The sequence below is a fragment of the Corallococcus sp. EGB genome (assembly GCF_019968905.1).
Lineage (GTDB): Bacteria > Myxococcota > Myxococcia > Myxococcales > Myxococcaceae > Corallococcus.
Genome location: NZ_CP079946.1, coordinates 4,546,788 through 4,568,333 on the forward strand (window position 1 = coordinate 4,546,788; position 21,546 = coordinate 4,568,333).

Genomic DNA, 21,546 nt, shown 5'->3' on the forward strand with positions numbered 1-21,546 from the left:
GCGTGCTCCCGCCTCGCCGCGCCACCGTCAGGCGGCGTCCCGCGCGAACTGGAGCTGACCGGCCTGCACGGCCACGCGCACGCGGTCGCCCGCGCCGAACTCGCCGGACAGGATGCGCTCCGCCAGGGGGCCTTCCACCAGCCGCTGCACCACCTGGCGCATCGGACGCGCGCCCAGCATCGGGTCGAAGCCGCCGGACTTGAGCAGGTGCCCCACCACGTCCGTGCCCGCCGTGTAGACGATGCCGCGCTCCGTCGCGAGCCGCTTGCTGCTCTCCGCCAGGATGAGCGTGGCGATCTTCGCCACCTCCTGCTCCGCCAGCGGACGGAACGGCAGCCGCTCGTCGATGCGGTTCCACAGCTCGGGAGGCAGCGCCTTGCGCGCCGTGTCCGACGCCATGTCGAGCGCGCTGGCCGCCGCCGCGTCCGCCGCGCCGAAGCCCACCGCGCGGCCCGTGCGGTTGAACGCCTCCGCGCCCAGGTTCGTGGTCATCACGATGACCGTGTTCGAGAAGTCGATGTGCCGGCCCTTGCCGTCCGTCAGCCGCCCCTCCTCCAGCACCTGGAGCAGCAGCATCTGCACCTCGCGGTGCGCCTTCTCGATCTCGTCCAGCACCACCACCGACGACGGCCGCCGGCGCACCGGCTCCGTGAGCTGCCCGCCCTCGCCGAAGCCCACGTAGCCCGCGGGCGAACCGATGAGGCGCGACACGCCGTGGGACTCGGACATCTCGCTCATGTCCAGGCGCACCAGCGCGTCCCGGTTGCCGAAGAGCACCTCCGCCAGCGCCCGCGCCATCTCCGTCTTGCCCACGCCCGTGGGGCCCAGGAAGAGGAAGCTGCCCATGGGCCGACGTGACGCGAAGCCCGCGTAGTTGCGGCGGATGACCCTCGCGATGCGCACCACCGGGTCGCTGTGGCCAATCACGCGCTCCGCCAGGTCGTTCTCCAACCGGAGCAGCCGCGCGGAGTCGTTCATCAACAGCCGCTCTTCCGGCACGCCCGCCAGCTTCGCCACCACGCGCGCCACGTCCGCCGCGTCCACCCGGTGCTTGCCCTCGCGGTGGCAGCGGCTGCCCGCCAGGTCCACCACGCTGATGGCCTTGTCCGGCATGAACCGGTCCGTCACGTAGCGGCTCGCCAGCGACGCGGCCGCCTCCAGCGCCTCCGGCAGGTAGCGCAGCGCGTGGTGCTCCTCGTAGCGTCCGATGATGCCCTGGAGGATCTGCACCGTCTCCGGAACCGACGGCTCGTGCACCACCACCGGCGTGAAGCGGCGCTCCAGCGCCGGGTCCGCCGCGATGAACTTGCGGTACTCGTCGTGCGTCGTCGCCCCGATGCAGGGGAACTCGCCGCGCGCCATCGCCGTCTTCAGCTCGTTGGCCGCGTCCTGCGGGCCCTCGCCCGTGGAGCCCGCGCCCACCAGCGTGTGGATCTCGTCAATGAAGACGACCACGCGCCCCTCGGCCCGCCGCACCTCTTCCTTGAGGGCGTTGAGCTTCTCGGAGAACGAGCCGCGCAGCTGCGTGCCCGCCACCAGCGTGGCCATGTCCAGCTCGACGAGGATCTTCTCCGCCAGCGTGCCACGCAGGCCCAACAGGCGCTGCGCCACGCCCTCCACCACCGCCGTCTTGCCCACGCCGGGCTCGCCCAGCAGGCACGGGTTGTTGGTGCGGCGCTTGCCCAGGATGTCGATGACCTCCTCGACCTCGCGCGCGCGGCCCACCACCGGATCCAGCTTCCCCTCGCGGGCTGCCTGGCTCAGGTTGCGGCCCAGCGACGTGAGCATCGGGAAGGCCTTGGCATCCAGCGTCAGCGGCTGACCCTTGGCCTGCGCGGGCGGCGGCGTGGACGGGCGGGCAACCGGAGCAGGGGACGCGGGAGGCGAGGCGGGCGGCGCCGCGCGAGCCACCGGGGCCGACGGCGCGGGAGGCGCCATGCGCGGCATCGGCGGCACGGGCTCCGCGGTGTCCTGCGTCACGTCGTCCTCGTCCACGTCGATGAGGTCGCGCGGCGACAGCGCGGGCGTCGAGCGCGTGACCGGCGGCGTCGTCACCGGGGGCGTCATGACCGGCGCCGGTGCCGGCGCCGGGCGCGGCACGCTCAGCGCGAACGTGGAGGAGGGAAGGGGGGACGGCGGCGCGCCCACCGGACGGCCCACCGGGGCGCGCGCGGCCAGCGCCTGGCCGTAGCCCGGCTGGAGGCGGCGCGGCAGCCCGCCGCTCGTGGAGTACGCGAGCGCCGTGTTGGACAGGGAGATGAGGTCCAGCCCCGTCCGCCCCAGGAGGTCGCTCGCCGCGCAGCGCTTGCGGATGATGGCGATGAGCAGGTGCAGACAGTCCGCCTCGCCCGCGCGGAAGGTGCTGGCCAACTCGCGGGCGCGCGCGGTCAGCTCCTGCACCACGTTGCCCGTCTCCGCCGGGGCCTCCGTGATGAGCTGCAGGAGCGCGTCCTCGTCCACGCCCTTCTCCTTCAGGAGGAGCTGCGCGCGGTTCTCCACCGTGAACAGCGCCAGCAACACGTGGGCGGACGTGGGCTTCTGGGCGACGCTGCGGGCGATGTCATGCGCCTCATGGAGAACCTGGGCGAGATCCGTGCTGTCGACCATTCATGCTCCGGCAAGCGTCCGGCCGAGCGGAATACACCGTCCGCCGCCCCGCCGCAAAATTTAGGCTACAGACCGCTACAGGATGGATGCAAGGCAGGATAAACCATGGGCCGCGGCCGGATTTCGTTTGGCTGCCCGCCCGTTTCCCGACTCAATTCAAGGGACCGGGCAATCACTCCGGGAGGGCTGCGTAATTCGCCCTGAGACCCCATCCCTATGACCTCCCTTGTTCAACCGGCCCGCGTCTTCATGGACCCCATTGGGGGCACGCGCGCAGCCGTCGAGGCCCGGCGCTGGCTGTGGCCCCTCCTCATCCTCGCCGTCTGCGTCGCCATCTCCGGCACCGTCTACGCACTGCGCTGGGACGCCGCCGCCTCCGTGGTGAGCGCCCTGCCCACCGACTCCACCGCGTCCACCGTGTCCGAGTCAGACATCGCCGAGCAGATCCAGACGGCGTCGCGCAAGGCGCTGGTGGGCGGCATCGCGAAGGGGCTCATCGTGATGCCCCTGATGGTGCTGCTGCTCGCGTGCATCCTCTGGATTGCCGCGTGGCTCTTCAACAAGCCCGCGTCGTTCGGGCAGTTGATGGCGGCCGCCGCGGTGGCGCTCCTGCCCATCGCGCTCTACCACCTCATCTACGCGGTGTGCGCGGGCTATCAGCACTCGCTCACGGACTTGCGCGCGGAGCGGCTCGTGCCCTCCAGCCTGGCCCTGCTGGACGGCCTGTCGCCGAAGATGCAGCGCGTCCTCAAGGGCGTGGACTTCTTCAATCTCTGGAGCGTGGGGCTGTTGGGCGTGGGCTTCTCCACCGCCACCGGCATGCGGCTGGGCCGCGCGATGGCGCTCATCGGGGTGATGTATCTCATGTACGCGGGTGTCTTCTTCATCGGCCTGCCGGCGGGAGGTGCGCAGTGAGTGCCTTCCTCGTCGTCGCCACGCTGCTCACCGCCACGCCCATCACATTGGAGGAGACGCGCCAGCTGGGCCGCAAGAACACCCAGGCGCTCCAGGCCGCGCTGGACGTCGCCGTGGCCCAGCAGGACCAGCGCGTCGCGCGCTCCAACCTCCTGCCGCAGGTGCAGCTCAACCTGGGCCCCAGCCTGGACTACCTGGGCCGGCGCCGGCAGGTCTACTCCGTCCCCATCAGCGAGACGGAGACCATCACGCGCGAGGTGGTGAGCTCCTCCAACACGGCGGACAGCTACACCGCGTCCCTGGGCCTGTCGCAGGTCATCTACAACCGCAGCCTCTGGAAGCAGCTGGAGCAGGCGGGCGTCAACGTGGACGCCACGCGCAACCAGTCCATCGAAGAGGCGGACACCTCTGAGATGGAGGCCATCCGCCGCTTCTACGCGCTCTTCCTGTCGCAGGCCACGCTGGACGTGCTCACCGCCACCGCGCAGCGCAGCGAGGAGCAGCTGGAGCGCGCCCGCGCCCTCTTCAATGCGGGCCGCGTGGGCAAGGCCGAGGAGATCTCCGCCCAGGTCAACCTGGGCAACGACCGCATCAACATCGTGCAGCGCCAGAACCAACTGGTCGCGGACCAGGTGCAGCTGGCCGTGTGGCTGGCGCGCCCCGGCACGGAGCCGCTCCAGGCGGCGGACCCCGGCGTGCTCCAGCAGGAGCCCGCGCCGGCGCCCGCCCTGGATGACGCCCTCAAGCAGGCCCGCGAGCACCGCGCCCTGCTCAAGGCGCTCCAGCAGCGCGTGCGCGTAGCGGAGCTGCAGCGCGCCATCGTGCAGGGGGACTACATCCCCCGCGTGGGCCTGTCCGCGCGCTACTCGCACAACGCCCAGGCCCCGGGCCCGTTCTTCACCGAGCCCGGCTACGGCAACATCTTCAGCGGCGGCATCACCGCGACGTGGGACCTGTTCAACGGCTTCGTCACGGACGCCCAGTCCGCGCGCGCCCAGGTCAACATCCGCAAGGCGGAGCTGACCTTCGCGCAGACGGCGCGGGAGTTGGAGGCGGAGGTGCGCCGCGCCCACCAGGTGCTGGAGGGACAGATTGCCTCCGCGAAGCTCGCGACGGCCAACCGCGCGGTCGCCCAGCAGGGGCTGGCGCTGGCGGACGAGCGCTTCCGCGCGGGCGCTGGCTCCACGCTCGACGTGCGAGACGCGCAGCTCAAGTTGACCCAGGCGGAGCTGGTGTTGCTCCAGAGCCGCATCGATGTCGAAATCGCCCGCTATGCCCTGTTCCGGGCCATGGGCACGCTGAACCCGGGAGACGCACAATGACGTGGTGGAAGGCGGCAATCGCCGGCGCGCTTTTGCTTGGAGCGGTGGGCATCACCGTGGGCGGCCTGCGCGACCGGCCGCCCCCGACGCAGGAAGTCCAGATGGCCAAGGCCCGCAAGGGCACCATCACCCGCACCATCACCGGCGCGGGCAAGGTGCAGGCGGCCACCACCGTGAAGATCTCCTCCAACCTGTCCGGAGACCTCGTCTCCCTCCAGGTGAAGGACGGCGACGCGGTCAAGAAGGGCCAGGTGCTGGGGCAGATCGACAAGCGCTACTACGAGGCGGCCGTGAAGCAGGCCACCGCGTCCCGTGACGCGGCCCGGTCCGAGGTGCAGGTGTCCGAGGTGGACGCCGCGCGCCAGCGCGCGGAGCTGGCCCGTGTGCAGGGGCTGGCGCAGAAGGGGCTCGCGTCCGCCGCGGAGGTGGAGCAGGCCAAGGCCGTGACGGATACGGCGGAGGCGCGCCTCGCCGCGGCCAAGCAGCGCGTGGCCCAGAGCTCCGCCGTGCTGGAGCAGGCCTCCACGGACCTGGCGCGCACCACGCTCCTGTCACCCATCGACGGCAACGTGATTGAGATGTCGCGCGAGGTCGGTGAGCGCGTGCGCGGCTCCGACTTCTCCGAGGACGTGGTGATGACCATCGCCGCGCTCAACCAGATGGAGGTGAAGTTCGAGGTGGGTGAGCACGAGGTCGTCCACCTGAAGTACGGCCAGCCCGCGGAGGTGACGCTGGACGCGCTGGAGGGCCAGTCCTTCACCGGCACCGTGGTGGAGATCGCCCAGAAGGCCACCATCAAGAACCCGGGCACGGAGGCCGAGGTGACGAGCTTCCCCATCACCGTCGCCCTGGACGCGCGTCCGCCGGGTGTGCTCCCCGGCATGAGCGCCGAGGCCCGCATCAGCGCGGAGACCCACGACGACGCGGTGCTCGTGCCCATCCAGGCCGTGACGGTGCGCGCCGAGCGCTCGCTGCCGGACTACCAGGCGCCGGTGGAGGGCACCTCGCTCACCGCCAAGCGCCGCACGGAGTCGCTGGCCAAGGTGGTGTTCGTGGTGGACGGCGACAACAAGGCGCAGGTGCGCCGCGTGCGCACCGGCATCGCGTCCGACACGGAGCTGGAGGTGCTGGAGGGCCTGCAGGCCGGGGACCGCGTGGTGGAGGGCCCCTACCGCACGCTGTCCAAGGAGCTGTCCAACGGGGACGCGGTGCGCGAGCCGGAGAAGGCCGCGTCGAAGGGCAAGTCGTGACCGCCGCCCCTGCACCGGACGCGGGTCCTCTCATCCAGGTGGAGGGGCTCACGCGGGCCTTCTTCGTGGGCGGTGAAGAGGTGCGCGCCCTGCGCGGCGTGTCCTTTGACATCCGGCGGGGGGAGTGGGTGGCCATCATCGGCCAGTCCGGCTCCGGCAAGAGCACGCTCATGAACGTGCTGGGCTGCCTGGACACGCCCACGAGCGGCCGCTACATGCTCAACGGCAAGGACGTGTCGCGCATGGATGACGACGAGCTGGCCGTCATCCGCAACGTGGAGATCGGCTTCATCTTCCAGACGTTCCAGCTGCTGCCCAAGGAGACGGCGCTCGCCAACGTGGAGCTGCCGCTGGTGTACCGGGGCGTGAGCGCGAAGGAGCGGCGCGAGCGGGCGAAGGCGGCGCTGGACAAGGTGCAGCTGACGCACCGCATGCACCACCGGCCCAACGAGCTGTCGGGCGGTCAGCGCCAGCGCGTGGCCATCGCGCGGGCGCTGGTGTCGGAGCCGTCCATGCTCCTGGCGGACGAGCCCACGGGCAACCTGGACTCGGCCACGGGCGAGGAGATCGTCAAGCTCTTCGAGCAGCTGCACCGGGCGGGGCACACGCTGGTGCTCGTCACGCACGAGCCCAAGCTGGCCGCGAGATGTCCCCGGGCCATCCGCCTGAGCGACGGTGAGATTGTCGCGGACGGGCCGGGGCCGGAGGTGGCGATGGGCAGCGGACACGCGGTGGCGCCGCAAGCGGGCACCGCGTGAGCTTCCGGCGGGGCTTCCGCGTGGATGTCCTGGAGGGGGCCCGCATCGCGGTGTTCTCCCTCCAGGCGAACGGGATGCGCACGGTGCTCACGACGCTGGGCATCGGCATCGGCGTGGCCACGCTGCTCGCCATCGTCGGCATCATCCAGGGGCTCAACTCCTCGTTCGAGAAGCAGCTGGCCACCCTGGGGGCGAACACCGTCTTCATTTCCAAGTACCCCTGGATGATCAAGGGTAACTGGTGGATGTACCGCAACCGGAAGAACTTCACGCTGGAGCAGGTGGCGCAGCTGCGCGCCCAGGCGGACTTCATCACCGCCATCTCCCCGGCGGTGATGCGCACGTCCGACGTGGCGCACGGCGCCCTCCAGGTCTCCAACGTGCGCATCAACGGCGTGTGGAACGACTACCTGTCCATTGGCAACTACGAGGTGGTGTCCGGACGGTTCATCACCCGCGCGGACGAAGAGGTGAACCGGGCGGTGACGGTGCTGGGCGCGGACGTGGCCGCCTCGCTCTTTCCCAGCATCAGCCCGCTGGGGCAGACGGTGCGCATCGACGGGCGGCCGTTCCAGGTGGTGGGCACGCTGGGGCGCAAGGGGAAGGTCGTGGCGGAGAACATGGACATGTCCGTGTTCATGCCCTTCAAGACCTTCAACTCCAGCTTCGGCAAGGGACGGCCCATGCAGATCGCCATCGCCGTGGCGGACGCGGGTCAGATGTCGAAGGTGGAGGACCAGCTGGTGGGCATCATGCGGCGCGTGCGCGCGACGCCGCCGGGCCAGCCGGACGACTTCAACGTCAACCGGACGGACTCGCTCGCGGCGACCTACGAGCAGCTCACCGGCGCGCTCTACGCGGTGGCCACGGGCGTGGGGCTGATCACCCTGCTGGTGGGCGGCATCGGCATCATGAACATCATGCTGGTGTCGGTGCGTGAGCGGACGCGGGAGATTGGTGTTCGCCGGGCGCTCGGCGCGCGTCAGCGCACCATCGTGCTCCAGTTCCTGATGGAGGCCTCCAGCGTGTCCGCGGTGGGGGGGCTGCTGGGGACGATGGTGGGCCTGGGCACGGCGAAGATCGTGTCGCTGGTGACGCCGTTGGCGGCGGACGTGCGGCCGAGCACGGTGGTGGGCGGGGTGGCGTTCGCGGCGCTGGTGGGCCTGCTGTTCGGCATCTGGCCGGCCGCGCGGGCGGCGAAGCTGGACCCGGTGGAAGCGCTCCGCTACGAATAGGCACTGATGCGTGCCTTCCTGGACAATCTGCGGCTGGCGCTGGGCACGTTCCTGGGCAACCCGCTGCGCTCGCTCTTGACGCTGGTGGGCATCGTCATCGGCGTGGCCACCGTCATCACGATGATGGCCCTCATCGAGGGACTGCGCGAGCAGGTGAACAAGAACCTGGGCAGCCTGGGCGCGCACACCTTCGAGGTGACGAAGTGGCCCTCGGGCTTCGGCCGCATCAACTGGGCGAAGTACGCCAAGCGCAAGGACCTGCTTGGGGACGACGTGCGCGCCATCGTGGAGTCCTGTCCCTCGGTGGGCGCGGCCACGCCCATGGCCCAGGAGTGGGGCAAGAAGCTGACCACGGCGTTCCGGGAGACGCCCCCTTCGGTGAGCGTCCTGGGCACGGAGCCCACGTACCTGGAGACGAGCGGCGTCGTCGTGTCGACCGGCCGCTTCTTCAACGAGACGGAGACGCTGGACGGCCGCCCGGTGATGGTCATTGGCGTGGAGCTGGCGGACACGCTCTTCCCGGGCATGAATCCGGTGGGCTCCGAGGTGCGGCTGCAGGGCCGGCCGTTCCAGGTGATTGGCGTGCTGCAGAAGCGCGGCAGCGTCATGGGGATGGCCAGCCAGGACAACCAGGCCATCGTCCCGATGCGCGCCTTCCAGCAGTTCTATGGCAAGAACCGCTCGGTGGAGATCGACATCCAGGCGCGCGACGGGGCGTCGTTCCAGAAGGCGCAGGACGAGGTGGTGAACCTGATGCGCCGCCGCCGGAACCTCACGCCGCAGGACGCGAACGACTTCGAGGTCCACACCAACGAGTCCATGACCGCGTCCTTCAACGAGCTGTCCCAGGTCATCGCGTTCGCGGGCGTGGGCGTGTGCCTGCTGTCGCTGGTGGTGGGCGGCATCGGCATCCTGAACATCATGCTGATGTCGGTGACGGAGCGGACGCGCGAGATTGGCATCCGCAAGGCGCTGGGCGCGCGTCGCCGCCGCATCCTGGGGCAGTTCGCCACGGAGGCGGTGATGTTGTCGCTGGTGGGCGGGGTGCTGGGGCTGGGGCTGGGCTTCGGGTGCGTGTTCCTGGGCAAGTGGGTGCTGCTGTTCCCCATGAGCGTGCCCCTGTGGGCCGTGCTGCTGTCGCTGGGGATGAGTTGCGGCGTGGGGCTGGTGTTCGGCATCTACCCGGCGTCGCGCGCGGCGCGGCTGGATCCCGTGGAGGCGATGCGCGCGGAGTAGGGAGCCGGAATGGGTGCCGCACCTCACCTGGACGCGCACGCCCGACGCGGCGCTGGCCTTCCTCCACCGGGCGAGGGTGGGCGAGGTACTGCCCTGGGCCCGGGGCGAGTGGGGGCCACTCGGCGGCGTCCTGCGCGAGCGCCGCCGACTGCGGGTGGAAGAGTGATCACGCAAGTGCCATGGCGGTGATGGCGATCACCCGGTAGGGTGCTCCTGTCCCTACCGCAGGGGGCCTGCTCCGCATGTCCATGTCCTACGTCACGCTGCCGCTGCCCGTCGTTCCCCCGCCGTTCCGGGTGCGCGTCCTCACCCCCGAGGACATGGACGGAGTGATCGCGCTGTACTCGAACCCGGACGTGGCGCGGAGCCTCAACTTCACGGTGCCCGTGCTCCGGGAGACGCTGGTCCAGAAGCTGACTGGCGACCTGGAGGCGATGCGCCAGGGCAAGGGCATCCGCTGGGTGCTGTCGCGGGATGACGATCCGGCTCCCGCGGGCTACCTGACGCTCTTCAACTGGAGCCAGAAGGACCGCCGCGCGGAGGTGGGCTACATGGTGGGGCGCGCGCTGTGGGGCCAGCGCGTGATGACGGGAGTCCTGCCCGCGCTGCTCCGCTTCGGCTTCGAGCACCTGAACCTGCACCGCATCGAGGGCATGGTGAACGTGCGCAACAGCGCGTCGTTCAAGGCGCTGACCCGCGCGGGTTTCCAGCAGGAGGGCGTGTTGCGCGGCTACCAGGTCGACGCGAACGGGGGCGGGTTCAACGACATCATCCTGCTCGCGCTGCTCGAAGACGCCTGGCGTGCTTCCCTCGCGACGTAGGACGCGAGGCTCACGGAAGGTCGCGCGCGAACTGCTCGCGGTAGCGGACCTGGAGCGTCTTGAGCTGACGGGTGCCCCGGTATTCGCGCGCGAGCAGGTGCCAGGCCTCCGTGCGCGATGGCTCCAGGGCGATGACCCGCTCCAGGTGCTTGCGTGCATTCGCATGCGCACGGGTGTTCGTCGCCAGCACGCCCAGCAGCAGGTGGGCCTGCACCGCGTCCTCCCGGAAAGCGAGCACCTGCTCGCAGGCCTTGCGCGCGGAGCCCAGGTGCCCCTGGAGCAGGTGCAGCTCGCATTGAAGGAGCGTGACGGACGGGCTCCCCGGGAACGCCTGCGCCAGCTCGGTGATGCGTTCACGCGCGGGCCCCGAGGAGCCGGCATGCAACAGCGCCTCGACGTCCGACACCGCGCGCACCAGGACTGCTTCTCTCGCGGGAGCCACTTCGGACACGGCCGGTAGCGCCACCTGCCTCCGGAGCCGGGCCGCCTGTTCCAGCACCGCCGCGGACGCCGCAAGTCCCGGAGCACGGGCCGCGGTCTGCTCCGCCCACGTCACGCAGTGGGCACGCAGGAAGAGGCCCGCCAGGTCCGCCCATTGCGCGGGCTCCACCTCCGCCCGGGCCTCCAGGTTCTGCCTCGCCGCCACCAGGCTGGCCCTCGCTTCGTCGATGCGGCCCGCGTGAAGGTGGAGCAGCGCGACGTTCATTCGCAGCGAGGGCTCTCGCGGAAACCGCTCGATGGCCCGCTCGCAGCGCTCACGCGTGGCGTCCAACCCCGGGGTGAGGTGCACCGCGAGGTAGCACGCCAGCAACTGCACGCGCTCGTCCCTCGGATGCCGCACCGCCAGCGGCTCCAGGAGCTCCGCGGCCAGCTCCGGCCGGCCCGCCTTGTCCAGGGCGATGACCTCCGCCAGCCGCTGCCGTTCCAACGGCGTCAGTGAGCGTGGAGTGCCCTCCGGCCCCAGCACGACGCTGGAGGTGCGCACGCGCTCCGTCCATTCGAGCAGGAAGTCCCGCTCGGGGCCCTCCCATGCGGGGCCGACCATGGTCTCCACCGCCGCGCGCAGCTCCCGGGCCCACGCCTTCTGGGGCTCCAGCTCCACGCGCGCTCCGGGCAGATGACGGAGCCCCGCGGCCAGCAGTCCGAGCGTCCGCGCATCGAACCCCGTCTGGCCCGCGTCGTACTTCGGCGACATCCATCCGCGCCCGTCGCGCACGTGCGGCGCGCCCAGGGTGTGGGCCCACTCGTGCAGCAGGACCGCGACCTCCAGCCGCTGCCGAGCCTCCACCGGCAACTCGCCGCCCAGGCCGCGCAGCACGCAGTGACGCCCCAGCACGCGCGCGAAGCCCAGCTCGTGCTGCGCGCCGCTGAAGGACGTGGGCGCAGCCACCAGGCCGATGACGAGGTCCACGTCCTCGCCCGCGTCCACCGACTCCAGCGCCTCCAGCACCGGCTCCAGCGGGCCGTCTGAACCGCGCCGGTCCCACGCCCTCGCGGATTCCAGCTCGAATGATACGGCAAGGGGCCCGCGCACCGCGTCGCTCGCGCGCTCGAGCCACGCCGCGAAGCCGCGCTCCCAATGGAGGCTCCGGGCACGGTGGTCCATGTCCGCGTACACGCGCACCCGCACCCCCCGCGCGGTGGGGGCAGGGGAGGAGGTCGCTGAGGGGGAGGTCCTCGTCACGGAACGGTGACGTGGCGGCGAGGCGCACCGCAAACCCAGCACTCCGACGAGGAGGATCAGGACCGCCCTGCACCAGCCTGGCGTCCGCGGGGACCCGGGAATCACGGACAGGACCTGGAGGGTAGCGGGGGAGACAGCGTGCCCGACCGGGCAGGGGAGGCGGTGGGCCCTTCACGAGGGGCCACCGCCTTCACCCAGGTGGAGCGCTCAGGCCGCCGCGTCCTCTTCCTTCGAAGGCTCGGTCCCGTTGACGACCCAGTCGATCGCCTTGTGCTCCCAGTCCGCCTCCTTCGACGCGTCGATGTAGCGCTCGTATTCGTAGACGCCGCTCGCCTTGGACATGCGCACCATCATCAGCCGCGCCACCGTGCTGTCGAGCACCACCGCGGAGCGCACCATGCCGTTCTGCCGCAGCCACACCATTGCCTGCTTGATGACGTCCTGGGTCTCCGGCGGATTCGCGCGCTGGCTGCGGATGTCCACCACCAACCCGAAGGGGCGACCCCGCTTCACCGAGACCTTCGCCTTCAGGTCATTGAACCACGCGGTGATCTCAGGAAGCTGGATGTAGCCAGGTGCATTGATCCGGAAGCCGTACTCCGTCCGCAGATTCTCGATCATGACAACCCCCACGTTGATTCGTCGGACGCGGGCGCCTCCTCTGGAACAAGGGAGCGCGGGCGCACCTCCAGCCTAGCCCAACTCAGAGGGGCCGTGGATCCACGGTAGGTGCATCACCGCACGCGCGCGCGAAACCTGCCCTCCCAGTGAAACTTGTAAGACAGAAGTATCCGGGCGGGGTTGTCTGTCCTGAACTGTGAGAATACAGCGGGGTACGAAAATTCCGCTAAATTTTACTTCACACCGCTCTCCTGCTCGGGTAGGAAGTAACTGCATTTGTGCACTTGGCTCACAAGACTGTGTGGGCGCCGGAGGTGACCCCGACCCGGTGCCTGTGACTCGAAGTGGAGTTCGAGTCGGCCAGGACCCGGGGCACCTGGAGAAGCTTCCGATGTCGACCTCGTCTCTCGCCGAGCTCCACCTGGCCGCTTCGACCTCGGGACTCCCGGAGCTGCCCGTCAACGTCATCCGCGGCGACGCGGTGACTCCGGCGGAGGGGCTCGACGGCAGGGAGGCGCGCCAGGGGGACCCCATCCCCATGTACGGGGACACCAGCGCCCGGGGCTTCAAGACGGTGGAGGACCTGACGGTCGCCGACTGCGTGCTCGAGCACCTGGAGGCCGAGGAGGTCGAAGCGGTGTTCGGCATCCCCGGCGGCAACCTGGCGCCCTTCCAGCAGGCGCTGCGCAAGCACCGGAGCATCCGCTTCATCATTGCGTCGCACGAGGGCGGCGCGGCCTTCATGGCGGACGGCTACGCCCGCGCCACCGGCAAGCTGGGCGTGTGCATGGTGACGGCGGGCCCGGGCGCGACGAACGCGCTGACGGGCGTCGCCTCCGCGCACCTGGACGGCGTGCCCCTGCTCACCATCAGCGGCAACGTGTCCACGGAGCGCATCGGCCTGTTCGCGATGCAGGAGAGCAACAGTACGCACGGCGTGAACACGGTGGAGATGTTCCGCCAGTGCACGTCCCTGTCCTCCGCGGTGGTGGACGCGCAGAGCCTGCCGCGCCTGCTCCAGCGCGCGATGCGCACCTCCCAGGGACTGCCCGGCTGCGCCACCCACCTGAGCATCCCCACCAACGTGGCCCGCACGCCCATCAAGCGCGCCTCGGTGCCCACCCGGCGCGGCGCCTTCCAGGCCCGTCCGTCCAACGCGCCCTTCGAGGACCTGCGCGCGGCCTTCGCCTTGCTGCGCACCGCGCGCCGCCCGCTCATCCTGCTGGGCGCGGGCGCCCGCGGCGCGCTGGAGAAGCACGCGGAGGAGTTCAACGCCTTCGTCACCCAGCACGGCATCCCGGTGACGACCAGCCTGCGCGGCAAGGGCCTGTACTCCGAGCGCGAGCCCCTGTGCCTGGGCGTGGTGGGCCTGGGCGGCAGCCGGCGCGTGGAGGCGTACCTGCGCGAGGGCGTGGACGTGCTGCTGGTGCTGGGCAGCCGCCTGGGCGAGTGGGCCAGCCGCAGCTTCAGCAAGTACTTCCAGTCCATCCACCACGTCATCCAGGTGGACGCGGACGCAGCGAACGTGGGCCAGCTGTTCCCGGTGCGCCTGCCCATCGTGGCGGACGCGGCGTCGGTGGTGGTGGGCCTGGCGGAGCTGGGACAGATGATTGGCCCGTCCAGCGGCGCGCGCGTGCGTGAGCGCTGGGCCCAGGTGCTGGCGCTCCAGGAGCCCGCGCCCCACGTGAGCGCGCCCGAGGCCGAGGGCATGGTCAAGCCGCAGCAGCTGCTGGCGGAGCTGGACAAGCACCTGTCCGCGGACATGGACCTGTACATCGACATCGGCAACTGCACGGGGTGGTCCTCCCACCTGCTTCACGTGGCGCCGCCCGCCCGCATCTTCTACCCGACGGGGCTGACGTCCATGGGCTGGTCCTGTGGCGCCGTCATCGGCGGCAAGCTGGGCCGTCCGGAGCGCGCGGCGGTGGCGCTGGTGGGCGACGGCGCGTTCGTGATGAACGGCGTGGAGATGCTGACCGCGGCGCGCCACCGCGTGGGCACCGTGACGATCGTGCTCAACGACAACGCGCTGGGCATGGTGAACCACGCCGAGCACATGCAGGATCGCACCTGCCCGCTGGAGGACGAGTTCTACGGCCTGGGCAACCCGGACCTGGAGCGCTTCGCGGAGTCCATGGGCGCGCGCGCCTACACGGTGAACGGCCCGGGTCAGCTGGACGCGCTGTTGCCGGAGGTGCTCCGCCGCGCGGACGAGACGGGCCAGCCGCAGGTCATCGTGGCGCACATCGACTACCGGGAAGTGCCCCCGTACGGCGACCGCTTCGCGGCGGTGGCGTCCGACGGCAAGTAGTCGCACGCCCCATGTCTCACGCATCCTTCGCGTTGCTGGGGGCGGGTGCCGCGGTGCCCGCCCGCGTCCGGGGCAACGACCATCCGCTCTTCGAACCGCTGCGCCGCGCCGCCCGTGAAGGGGGAGGCGAGATCGCCCTCTTCTACGGCAACCGCGAGCGCCGTGAGATGGAGCCCGGCGAGTCCCTGGCGTCGCTCACCGCGAAGGCGGGGCAGGCGGCGCTCCAGGACGCGGGGTTGACCGCCGCGGACGTGGACCGGCTCTACGGCTACCTCTCCGTGTCGGAGTACATCACGCCCAACGCGCTGTACGCGGTGCACCAGGAGCTGGGCCTGTCACAGGGTGCGCTGGTGGTTCCGGTGCAGGCGGACTTCGTGAACTTCCTGATGGGCGTGGTGCTGGCGTGGGAGGCGCTGCGCGCGGGCAGCATCCGGCACGCGCTGGTGACAGTGGGCGCGGCGTGGACGCGCAACATGGACTACACGCAGGGCCACGCCATTGGCATCGGGGACGGCGCGGGGGCGGCGGTGGTGGGCCCGGGCGACACGCTCGTGCTGGTGGACTGGGCGGCGGACACGTTCAGCGACGAGTACGGCGCGATGACGATGCGCTCCCGTCCGGAGGCGGGGGTGGATCACCCGACGTACTGCCTGGCGCCCGGCTCGGGCGTGAAGGCGTTCCTGTCCTCCGGGATGAACGGGCCGCCGAGGCTGGTGGAGCGGCTGCTCGCGAAGAACGGCGTGTCGCGCGAGGACGTGACGCTGATCTCGCACCAGGCCACGCGCAAGCTGATGGACCACTGGGCCGAGGCCATCCGTCCGCGCGAGTACGTGGATACGTTCGCGGACTACGGAAACATGGTGCACGCGTCCATCCCGGTGACGCTGGCGCGGTTCCACCGGCAGCTGCGCACGAAGTACCTGGTGATGGTCGGCCTGGGCATCGGCGCGCACCAGATGGCGGTCCTGGTGCGCGTCTGAGGGACGCGGGCTACTGGTCGTCGCAGGGCGTGCCCAGCCGGATGCCCGTGTAGACGCCCAGCTCGTTGTAGATGAGGGGCAGGTTCTGCTCCACCGGGACGTTGCGCAGCTCCACCTCCTTGCGCGCCTTCTCGATCCACATGGGCTTCTGCGCGCGGTCGATGACGAGCCGCAGCTGGCCCAGCTTGGTGGTGAAGATCTCGCCCTCGGAGTCCGACACCACGTTGGTCATCTTCTGGGGCTTCAGGTTGCCCCGGGGCCCGATGAACACACGGAAGTTGCGTGCGTCCGCGGGCGTGAAGCCCTTGTCCACGTAGTAGTACGTGCCCTCCGAGTCGCGCAGCAGCGCGTGGGGGACGAACTTCTGCGGGTTGGGCACGAAGGTGGCCTTGCGCAACAGCTCGCGCGCCTCCGTGCCAGGGAGCATCTCCAGCGCCGCCTTGCGCTCGCCGCAGCGCAGCGAACAGGTGCGCTCCTTCGTGTCCACGTTCAGCTGCGAGTGCACGCGCAGGTCCACGCCGTCGTAGTCCGCGATGGCGGTGGGGTTGAAGAAGCGTGGGTCCAGGAACGTGGTGGCGGGCAGGCCGCGGCCCTTGGGCCGGGGCACCTCCACCAGGGACTTGCCGTCGCCGTAGTAGAGCTGGTCATCCCGTTCGTCGGTGTCCTCGCGGGGCACGGAGACGACGTAGTGCCCCCGGCCGTCGGTGCAGACGGCGGTGGCCTCCAGGAGCATGCGCTGGCCCAGGTTCTCCGCCTTGCCCCACGGCGGTTCGACGGCGGCGGGGCTGGCGGTCAGAAGCATGGCCACGGGGAGGATGTGTTGGATGAGCATGGTGCGCGGGCCTAGAGGTGCTTCTTGAAGTAGCGGGTGGCGGCCTTCTGCTGGTTGGAGGCCTCCGGGGTCGTGGTCCACACGAAGCGCTCGCCCTGCAGCGCGGGCTCCAGTGCGTCGCCGAAGCGGCAGTCCATGCGCTGGATGCGGGCCTTCACGGTGCGGCGGGCCTCCTCGGAGTCGCCACACATGGCCTTCAGGGCCGCGAGGGGGAAGGCGCAGTAGCGCTTGATGTCCTGGGCCTTGAGGAAGGGCTCGGTGACGGTGGTCCAGTCGATGGCGCCCGCCACGGAGGTGCCGCAGGTGGTGTTCAGCGCCTGGAGCGCTTCCGTGTAGGCGGTGTCGTGGATGGCCTCCTCCGCCTTGCGGTCGAAGGCCATCAGCTTCGCGAGCTGGCCGCTCTGGGTCTGCTGCTGGTGCTGGGCGTAGACCTCCTCCGGCTTGAGCTTCTGGGAGCGCGCCTCGTCGTACTCGACCACGATGCCGTTTCCGGAGCGGCCGGGGAAGTACAGCTCCGTGCGCGTGCCCACGACGACGAGCGGCGAGTAGTCCTTGCCGTGCCACTGGGTGGTGTAGTTCTGGCGCAGGGTGCCGATGCTGCTCCAGTCCTTCACCACGTAGGGGAGGACCAGGTTGTCCAGCACGGAGCCCGTGCCCTGGATGCGCAGGAGGAACTTGTTCTGCTCGCGGGGCACGAGCGGCACGACCGCGACCAGCTCTCCCTGAGGGCCTACGAAGACCTTGCCGGCTTCGACGGGAACGGGCGGCGCGGCATGGGCGGGCAGGGTGCCCAGGACGGTGGCCAGCACGGCCACGGCGACGATGCATTTCATGTTGGATGTATCCCCCTCACCCGGCCGAGGTCATTCGGCCGGGCGGTGTCTGCTCAACGCTTCAAGTCGATATCATGGGTCTGACACTCGGCGATGAGCCGCGGTGTCAGCTCCGATGGGGAGATCTTCGCCGCTTCCGAGCGGACGTTGGCGAGGTCCCCTGTCGCGCAGCGGAGCTGGATGGCCAGGTGGTGCGCGGCCAGGTTGTCCTGGGCCGCGTAGCTCTGCTGGGCCATGCGGACCGCGGTGGCCACGTCGTCCCGTGCCGCGGCGGCCTGGGCGTCCGCCAGCTTGGTGATCGCGAGAGCGTCGGTGGGCTTGAGCGGGATGCGCGACGACGGCGTCTTGCTGCCCGGCCGTGGGGGCATCTTGCCCGAGGCCGTATGGGTCTGCTCCGTGGCGGCGACCTTCGCTGGCGTATCCGTGCCGGTCGTCACCGCGACAGGAGGCGTCGTCCGCGTCTGTGCGACGGTGGGCGGCGGCGCGGTGGGGGGCGCGGCCGTCGTCGGGGTTACAGGGGGCGTGGCGGTGTTCACGGCGACGGGCGGGGGCGAGACGGGCGGCGGAGGCCGCAGCCACCATCCGAGCCCCACGGCCCCGAGGATCAGCGCCGCGGCGCCCGCGATGGGAAGCACGCGCGACTTTGGCGGGGCCACCGGCATCGTCATCGGCCCGGGCATCCCGGGCTGACCCGCGACGCTCACCGGAGCCATCGGCTGCCCGGGTGGGACGACTGCCCCCGCGAAACTGCCCGGCATCCCGTGCTGACCCGTGCCGTAGCCCGGCGCGGCCTGCTGTCCGCCCATGCTCCCAGGCATCCGCGCGGGGACACTCCCGGGCGCAGGCAGCGCCACGCCGGAGCTCCCCATGCCGCTCCCGGGCATCTGCGTGGCGCCGAAGCCCATGGTGCCGCCCGCCACCTGCGGCTGCTGTCCGAATGGGACCGTGCCGCTTGCCCGGGGCGCCATCGTCGCGTCGAAGCCGATGTCATCCGACGCCGCCAACGCATCCGCGCCAAAGCGCCCCGTCCCAGGTCCCTTGTTCGACGGCGCCATCGTGGCGCCCAATGCGTCCTCATCGCTGGGCGCCACGGAGGGGAGGGCGACCCCTGACGGACGCTTCGCGCGCCCGAGCGTCCGGGCCGCGATCTGCTCCTCGGTCTCCGGCAGCGACTGGAGCGTCATCCCCGTGAGCTCCGCGATGAAGGACGCGACGTCCGGATGCCGGTGATCCGGGTTCTTCTCCAATGCCCGCGACACCGCCCTCGGCACGTTCGGCGGCAGCTCCGGCATCAGCGTGGTGAGCGACACCGGCGGCTCGTGCACCACGCGGTAGATGATCTGCGCGAGCGACCCGCCACCGAAGGGCGTCATCCCGGAGATCATCTCGAACACGATGCCGCCCAGCGCGAACAGGTCCGTCCGCGCGTCGATGCGGCTGTTCATCCCCTGCGCCTGCTCCGGCGACATGTACTGCGGCGTGCCGATGAGCACCGCCTCCTGCGTCTGGAGCGTCTCCGACGACATGACCTTGGAGATGCCGAAGTCGAGCAGCTTCACGCGCTCGCCCACCACGCCGCCGGAGTCCGTGGGCACCAGGAAGATGTTCGCGGGCTTCAGGTCGCGGTGGACGATGCCCGCGCGATGCGCCGCCTGCAGCGCCGACCCCATCTGCCGCGTGAAGGAGAACACCTCCTCCAGCGTCAGCCGCCCGCGCCGCAGCCGGTCCGCGAGGCTCTCCCCGCGCAGGTACTCCAGAACCAGGAACGGACTGCCGTCCTCCAGCGTGTCGAAGTCCAGCACCTCCACGATGTTCGGGTGTCCCAGCCGCGAGGCGATCTCCGCCTCGCGCCGGAAGCGCACGTGGAGCTCCGGCCCCACGTGGTCGCCCACCCGCAGCACCTTCACCGCGACCTGCTTGCCTGGAAGTCGCAGATGCTGGGCCAGGAACACCGAACCCATGCCGCCCCGCCCCAGCACGGAGACGACTTTGTAGGTATTCCGGAGGACCGAATCGATGTGCAGCTCACCGTCAGCCGTGCGCGTCATGGAAGAAGGCGTGTCCTGATGACAAATGGGTGCGAAGCACCACCGTGAAACACGGCGCAACGCTACCACGCCCCATCCGCCAGGGCGCGAGCCCGGCCCTCGCGCTCCAGACCCCGGACGGTCGAACGCCCGGACCCTCGAAGGAGGACCCGGGCGTCATGAACCTCAGCCCTGCTCACCCGGAAGAGGCGCGGCGCGCACAGCCGCGATCACCCCGGAATGACGGCCTTCAGCCCCACTTGGACATCTGACGCCGGGGCGGAGGCGAGCTCGGCGCCGCCGCGGGCGAGGCCACCGCGGGCCGGGCCTGCTGCGGGCGCCCCTGGCCACCGCCGCGCGGCGCCTGGGCATTGCCGCCGCCGCTGGCCTGACGCGGCGGGCCACCGTTCGCACGGCCCTGACCGCCGCCACCACCACCACCACCACGGCCTCCGCGTCCACCGCGGCGCTGACCACCACCACCGCCGCCGTTGCCGCGCGACGGGCCCCGGCCACCGCGGTTCATCGGAGGACGGCTCTCCTCCACGTCACCAGGCAGGGGAGGGGGCAGCTGCGAGCGGAACGCGGCGTCCGCCACCACCGGCACGCTGCGGCGGATGGTGCGCTCGATGTCGCGCAGGTACGCGCGCTCCTCGGAGTCGCAGAAGGACACGGCCTGGCCGCTGGCGCCCGCGCGGCCCGTGCGACCGATGCGGTGCACGTACTGCTCCGGCACGTTGGGCAGGTCGTAGTTGAACACGTGCGACAGCCCGTCGATGTCGATGCCGCGCGCCGCGATGTCCGTGGCCACCAGCACGCGCAGGGTGCCGGCGCGGAACTCGTCCAGCGCGCGCTCGCGGGCGTTCTGGCTCTTGTTGCCGTGGATGGCGTCCGCGCGCACGCCCGCCGCCGTGAGCTGCTTGGCCACGCGGTTGGCGCCGTGCTTCGTGCGCGTGAACACCAGCGCACGGGGGATCGCTGTCGCGTCCTTCAGGAGGTGTGTGAGCAGCGCGCGCTTCTCCTCGCGCTCCACGAAGTACACCTGCTGGCTCACCGTCTCCGCGGTGCTGGACGCGGGCGTCACCTCCACGCGCACCGGCTCCTTCAGGATGTTGCGCGCCAGGTCCATGATGTCCGGCGGCAGCGTCGCGCTGAAGAACAGCGTCTGGCGCACCTGCGGCAGCACCTTGATGACCCGCCGCACGTCGTGGATGAACCCCATGTCCAGCATGCGGTCCGCCTCATCCAGCACGAACACTTCCAGCGCGCGCAGCGTCACGAAGCCCTGGTCGATGAGGTCCAACAGGCGCCCCGGCGTCGCCACCAGGATGTCCACGCCCTGGCGCAGCGCCTGGACCTGCGGGTTCTGCCCCACGCCGCCAAACACCACCGCGTGGCGCAAGGGCAAATGCTTGCCATAGGTGGCGAAGCTGTCACTCACCTGGCTGGCCAGCTCGCGCGTGGGCGTCAACACCAGGCAGCGCACCGGACGCGCACCGCCCGCGGGGGCCTTCGCGGACAGCCGCTGGAGGATGGGCAGCGCGAACGCCGCCGTCTTGCCCGTGCCCGTCTGGGCCACGCCCAACACGTCCTTGCCCAGCAGGGCATGGGGAATCGCCTTCGCCTGGATGGGCGTCGGCGTGGTGTAGCCCTCCGCCTTGACGGCCTTGAGGAGCGAATCGGTCAACTGCAGATCGTCGAAAGTCATGAAATCCCGAATGAGAGGGTCGGCGCACTCCCCCTCCGGCGGGGGACCGACCGCGCAGCGCGCCCTCCCGCGATATGACGGGGGCGCCTGGCGGTACGCGGTCAGGCCAAGAAACAGCCCGAGGCACCTGCGAACGAATTGGAACCCCTGGGTCGCCGGGCGGATTCCCGGCGCCCCCCAGGGCCCGGCCACACTGCCTGCAATGGGGGCCAATGTCCCGGGAAATCCTCCCCGCCTGCCTGCCCCTCGCCGCTGTGGAGATTTCGGACAGGGCTGTTGGCCGCCTGTCCCCATCGTCCACAACCCCCCAATCCAGGTCCTGCTAGCCCCCTCTCTGGGCGCCCTCTCAAGCCATCTAAATCATTGGTGTCGCAACAATCTGCGCCGCGCCTGCCTTGGGTAGCCT

Annotated in this window: 17 protein-coding genes; 10 read left to right on the plus strand and 7 right to left on the minus strand. The window is 70.7% G+C overall.

All coding sequences use genetic code 11. The features are described from left to right. Positions 1-27 precede the first annotated feature (27 nt). The gene (locus KYK13_RS19025) at positions 28-2,607 is read right to left on the minus strand and encodes an AAA family ATPase (RefSeq protein ID WP_223646185.1); all 2,580 of its coding nucleotides are present in this window, start codon (positions 2,605-2,607) and stop codon (positions 28-30) included. 216 nt (positions 2,608-2,823) lie between these two features. On the opposite strand from KYK13_RS19025, the gene KYK13_RS19030 reads away from it, so the two are divergent. The 8 genes from KYK13_RS19030 (at position 2,824) to KYK13_RS19065 (ending at position 10,144) form a co-directional block, all read left to right on the plus strand. Continuing rightward, complete coding sequence (locus KYK13_RS19030; RefSeq protein ID WP_223646186.1) at positions 2,824-3,522, plus strand: YIP1 family protein; 699 nt, start codon at positions 2,824-2,826, stop codon at positions 3,520-3,522. Next, positions 3,519-4,844 (plus strand): TolC family protein, encoded by a 1,326-nt coding sequence (locus tag KYK13_RS19035; RefSeq protein WP_223646187.1) that lies wholly within the window; start codon positions 3,519-3,521, stop codon positions 4,842-4,844. Before KYK13_RS19030 ends, KYK13_RS19035 begins: the two co-directional genes overlap by 4 nt. Then, entirely contained in the window at positions 4,841-6,094 is a 1,254-nt protein-coding gene (locus KYK13_RS19040; RefSeq protein WP_223646188.1) for an efflux RND transporter periplasmic adaptor subunit, read from the plus strand. Before KYK13_RS19035 ends, KYK13_RS19040 begins: the two co-directional genes overlap by 4 nt. Then, a complete protein-coding gene (locus tag KYK13_RS19045) occupies positions 6,091-6,852 on the plus strand; it encodes an ABC transporter ATP-binding protein (RefSeq protein ID WP_223646189.1) in 762 nt (253 codons plus the stop codon). Before KYK13_RS19040 ends, KYK13_RS19045 begins: the two co-directional genes overlap by 4 nt. Next, on the plus strand, positions 6,849-8,087 hold the full coding sequence (locus KYK13_RS19050; protein ID WP_223646190.1) for an ABC transporter permease: 1,239 nt from the start codon (positions 6,849-6,851) through the stop codon (positions 8,085-8,087). Before KYK13_RS19045 ends, KYK13_RS19050 begins: the two co-directional genes overlap by 4 nt. Positions 8,088-8,093: 6 nt before the next feature. Next, positions 8,094-9,323 (plus strand): ABC transporter permease, encoded by a 1,230-nt coding sequence (locus KYK13_RS19055; protein WP_223646191.1) that lies wholly within the window; start codon positions 8,094-8,096, stop codon positions 9,321-9,323. 13 nt (positions 9,324-9,336) lie between these two features. Beyond that, positions 9,337-9,489: a hypothetical protein gene (locus KYK13_RS19060; protein WP_223646192.1), complete on the plus strand. Its 153-nt coding sequence runs from the start codon at positions 9,337-9,339 to the stop codon at positions 9,487-9,489. Positions 9,490-9,565: 76 nt separating this feature from the next. Further along, complete coding sequence (locus KYK13_RS19065) at positions 9,566-10,144, plus strand: GNAT family N-acetyltransferase (protein WP_223646194.1); 579 nt, start codon at positions 9,566-9,568, stop codon at positions 10,142-10,144. Between the two features lie 10 nt (positions 10,145-10,154). On the opposite strand, the gene KYK13_RS19070 is transcribed toward KYK13_RS19065, so the two are convergent. After that, on the minus strand, positions 10,155-11,750 hold the full coding sequence (locus KYK13_RS19070) for a hypothetical protein (RefSeq protein WP_223646196.1): 1,596 nt from the start codon (positions 11,748-11,750) through the stop codon (positions 10,155-10,157). A 285-nt stretch (positions 11,751-12,035) separates the two neighbouring features. Continuing rightward, positions 12,036-12,449 (minus strand): hypothetical protein, encoded by a 414-nt coding sequence (locus tag KYK13_RS19075; protein ID WP_223646198.1) that lies wholly within the window; start codon positions 12,447-12,449, stop codon positions 12,036-12,038. A gap of 391 nt (positions 12,450-12,840) precedes the next feature. On the opposite strand from KYK13_RS19075, the gene KYK13_RS19080 reads away from it, so the two are divergent. Next, on the plus strand, positions 12,841-14,760 hold the full coding sequence (locus KYK13_RS19080) for a thiamine pyrophosphate-binding protein (protein ID WP_223646200.1): 1,920 nt from the start codon (positions 12,841-12,843) through the stop codon (positions 14,758-14,760). 11 nt (positions 14,761-14,771) lie between these two features. After that, positions 14,772-15,740, plus strand: a complete 969-nt coding sequence (locus tag KYK13_RS19085; protein WP_223646202.1) for a 3-oxoacyl-ACP synthase III family protein — start codon at positions 14,772-14,774, stop codon at positions 15,738-15,740. Between the two features lie 10 nt (positions 15,741-15,750). On the opposite strand, the gene KYK13_RS19090 is transcribed toward KYK13_RS19085, so the two are convergent. The 4 genes from KYK13_RS19090 to KYK13_RS19105 form a co-directional block, all read right to left on the minus strand. Further along, complete coding sequence (locus KYK13_RS19090) at positions 15,751-16,572, minus strand: hypothetical protein (RefSeq protein ID WP_223646204.1); 822 nt, start codon at positions 16,570-16,572, stop codon at positions 15,751-15,753. Between the two features lie 11 nt (positions 16,573-16,583). Then, a complete protein-coding gene (locus tag KYK13_RS19095; RefSeq protein WP_223646206.1) occupies positions 16,584-17,405 on the minus strand; it encodes a hypothetical protein in 822 nt (273 codons plus the stop codon). Between the two features lie 53 nt (positions 17,406-17,458). Continuing rightward, positions 17,459-19,453 (minus strand): serine/threonine-protein kinase, encoded by a 1,995-nt coding sequence (locus KYK13_RS19100; RefSeq protein WP_223646210.1) that lies wholly within the window; start codon positions 19,451-19,453, stop codon positions 17,459-17,461. Between the two features lie 229 nt (positions 19,454-19,682). After that, complete coding sequence (locus KYK13_RS19105) at positions 19,683-21,140, minus strand: DEAD/DEAH box helicase (protein WP_223646212.1); 1,458 nt, start codon at positions 21,138-21,140, stop codon at positions 19,683-19,685. Positions 21,141-21,546 lie beyond the last annotated feature (406 nt).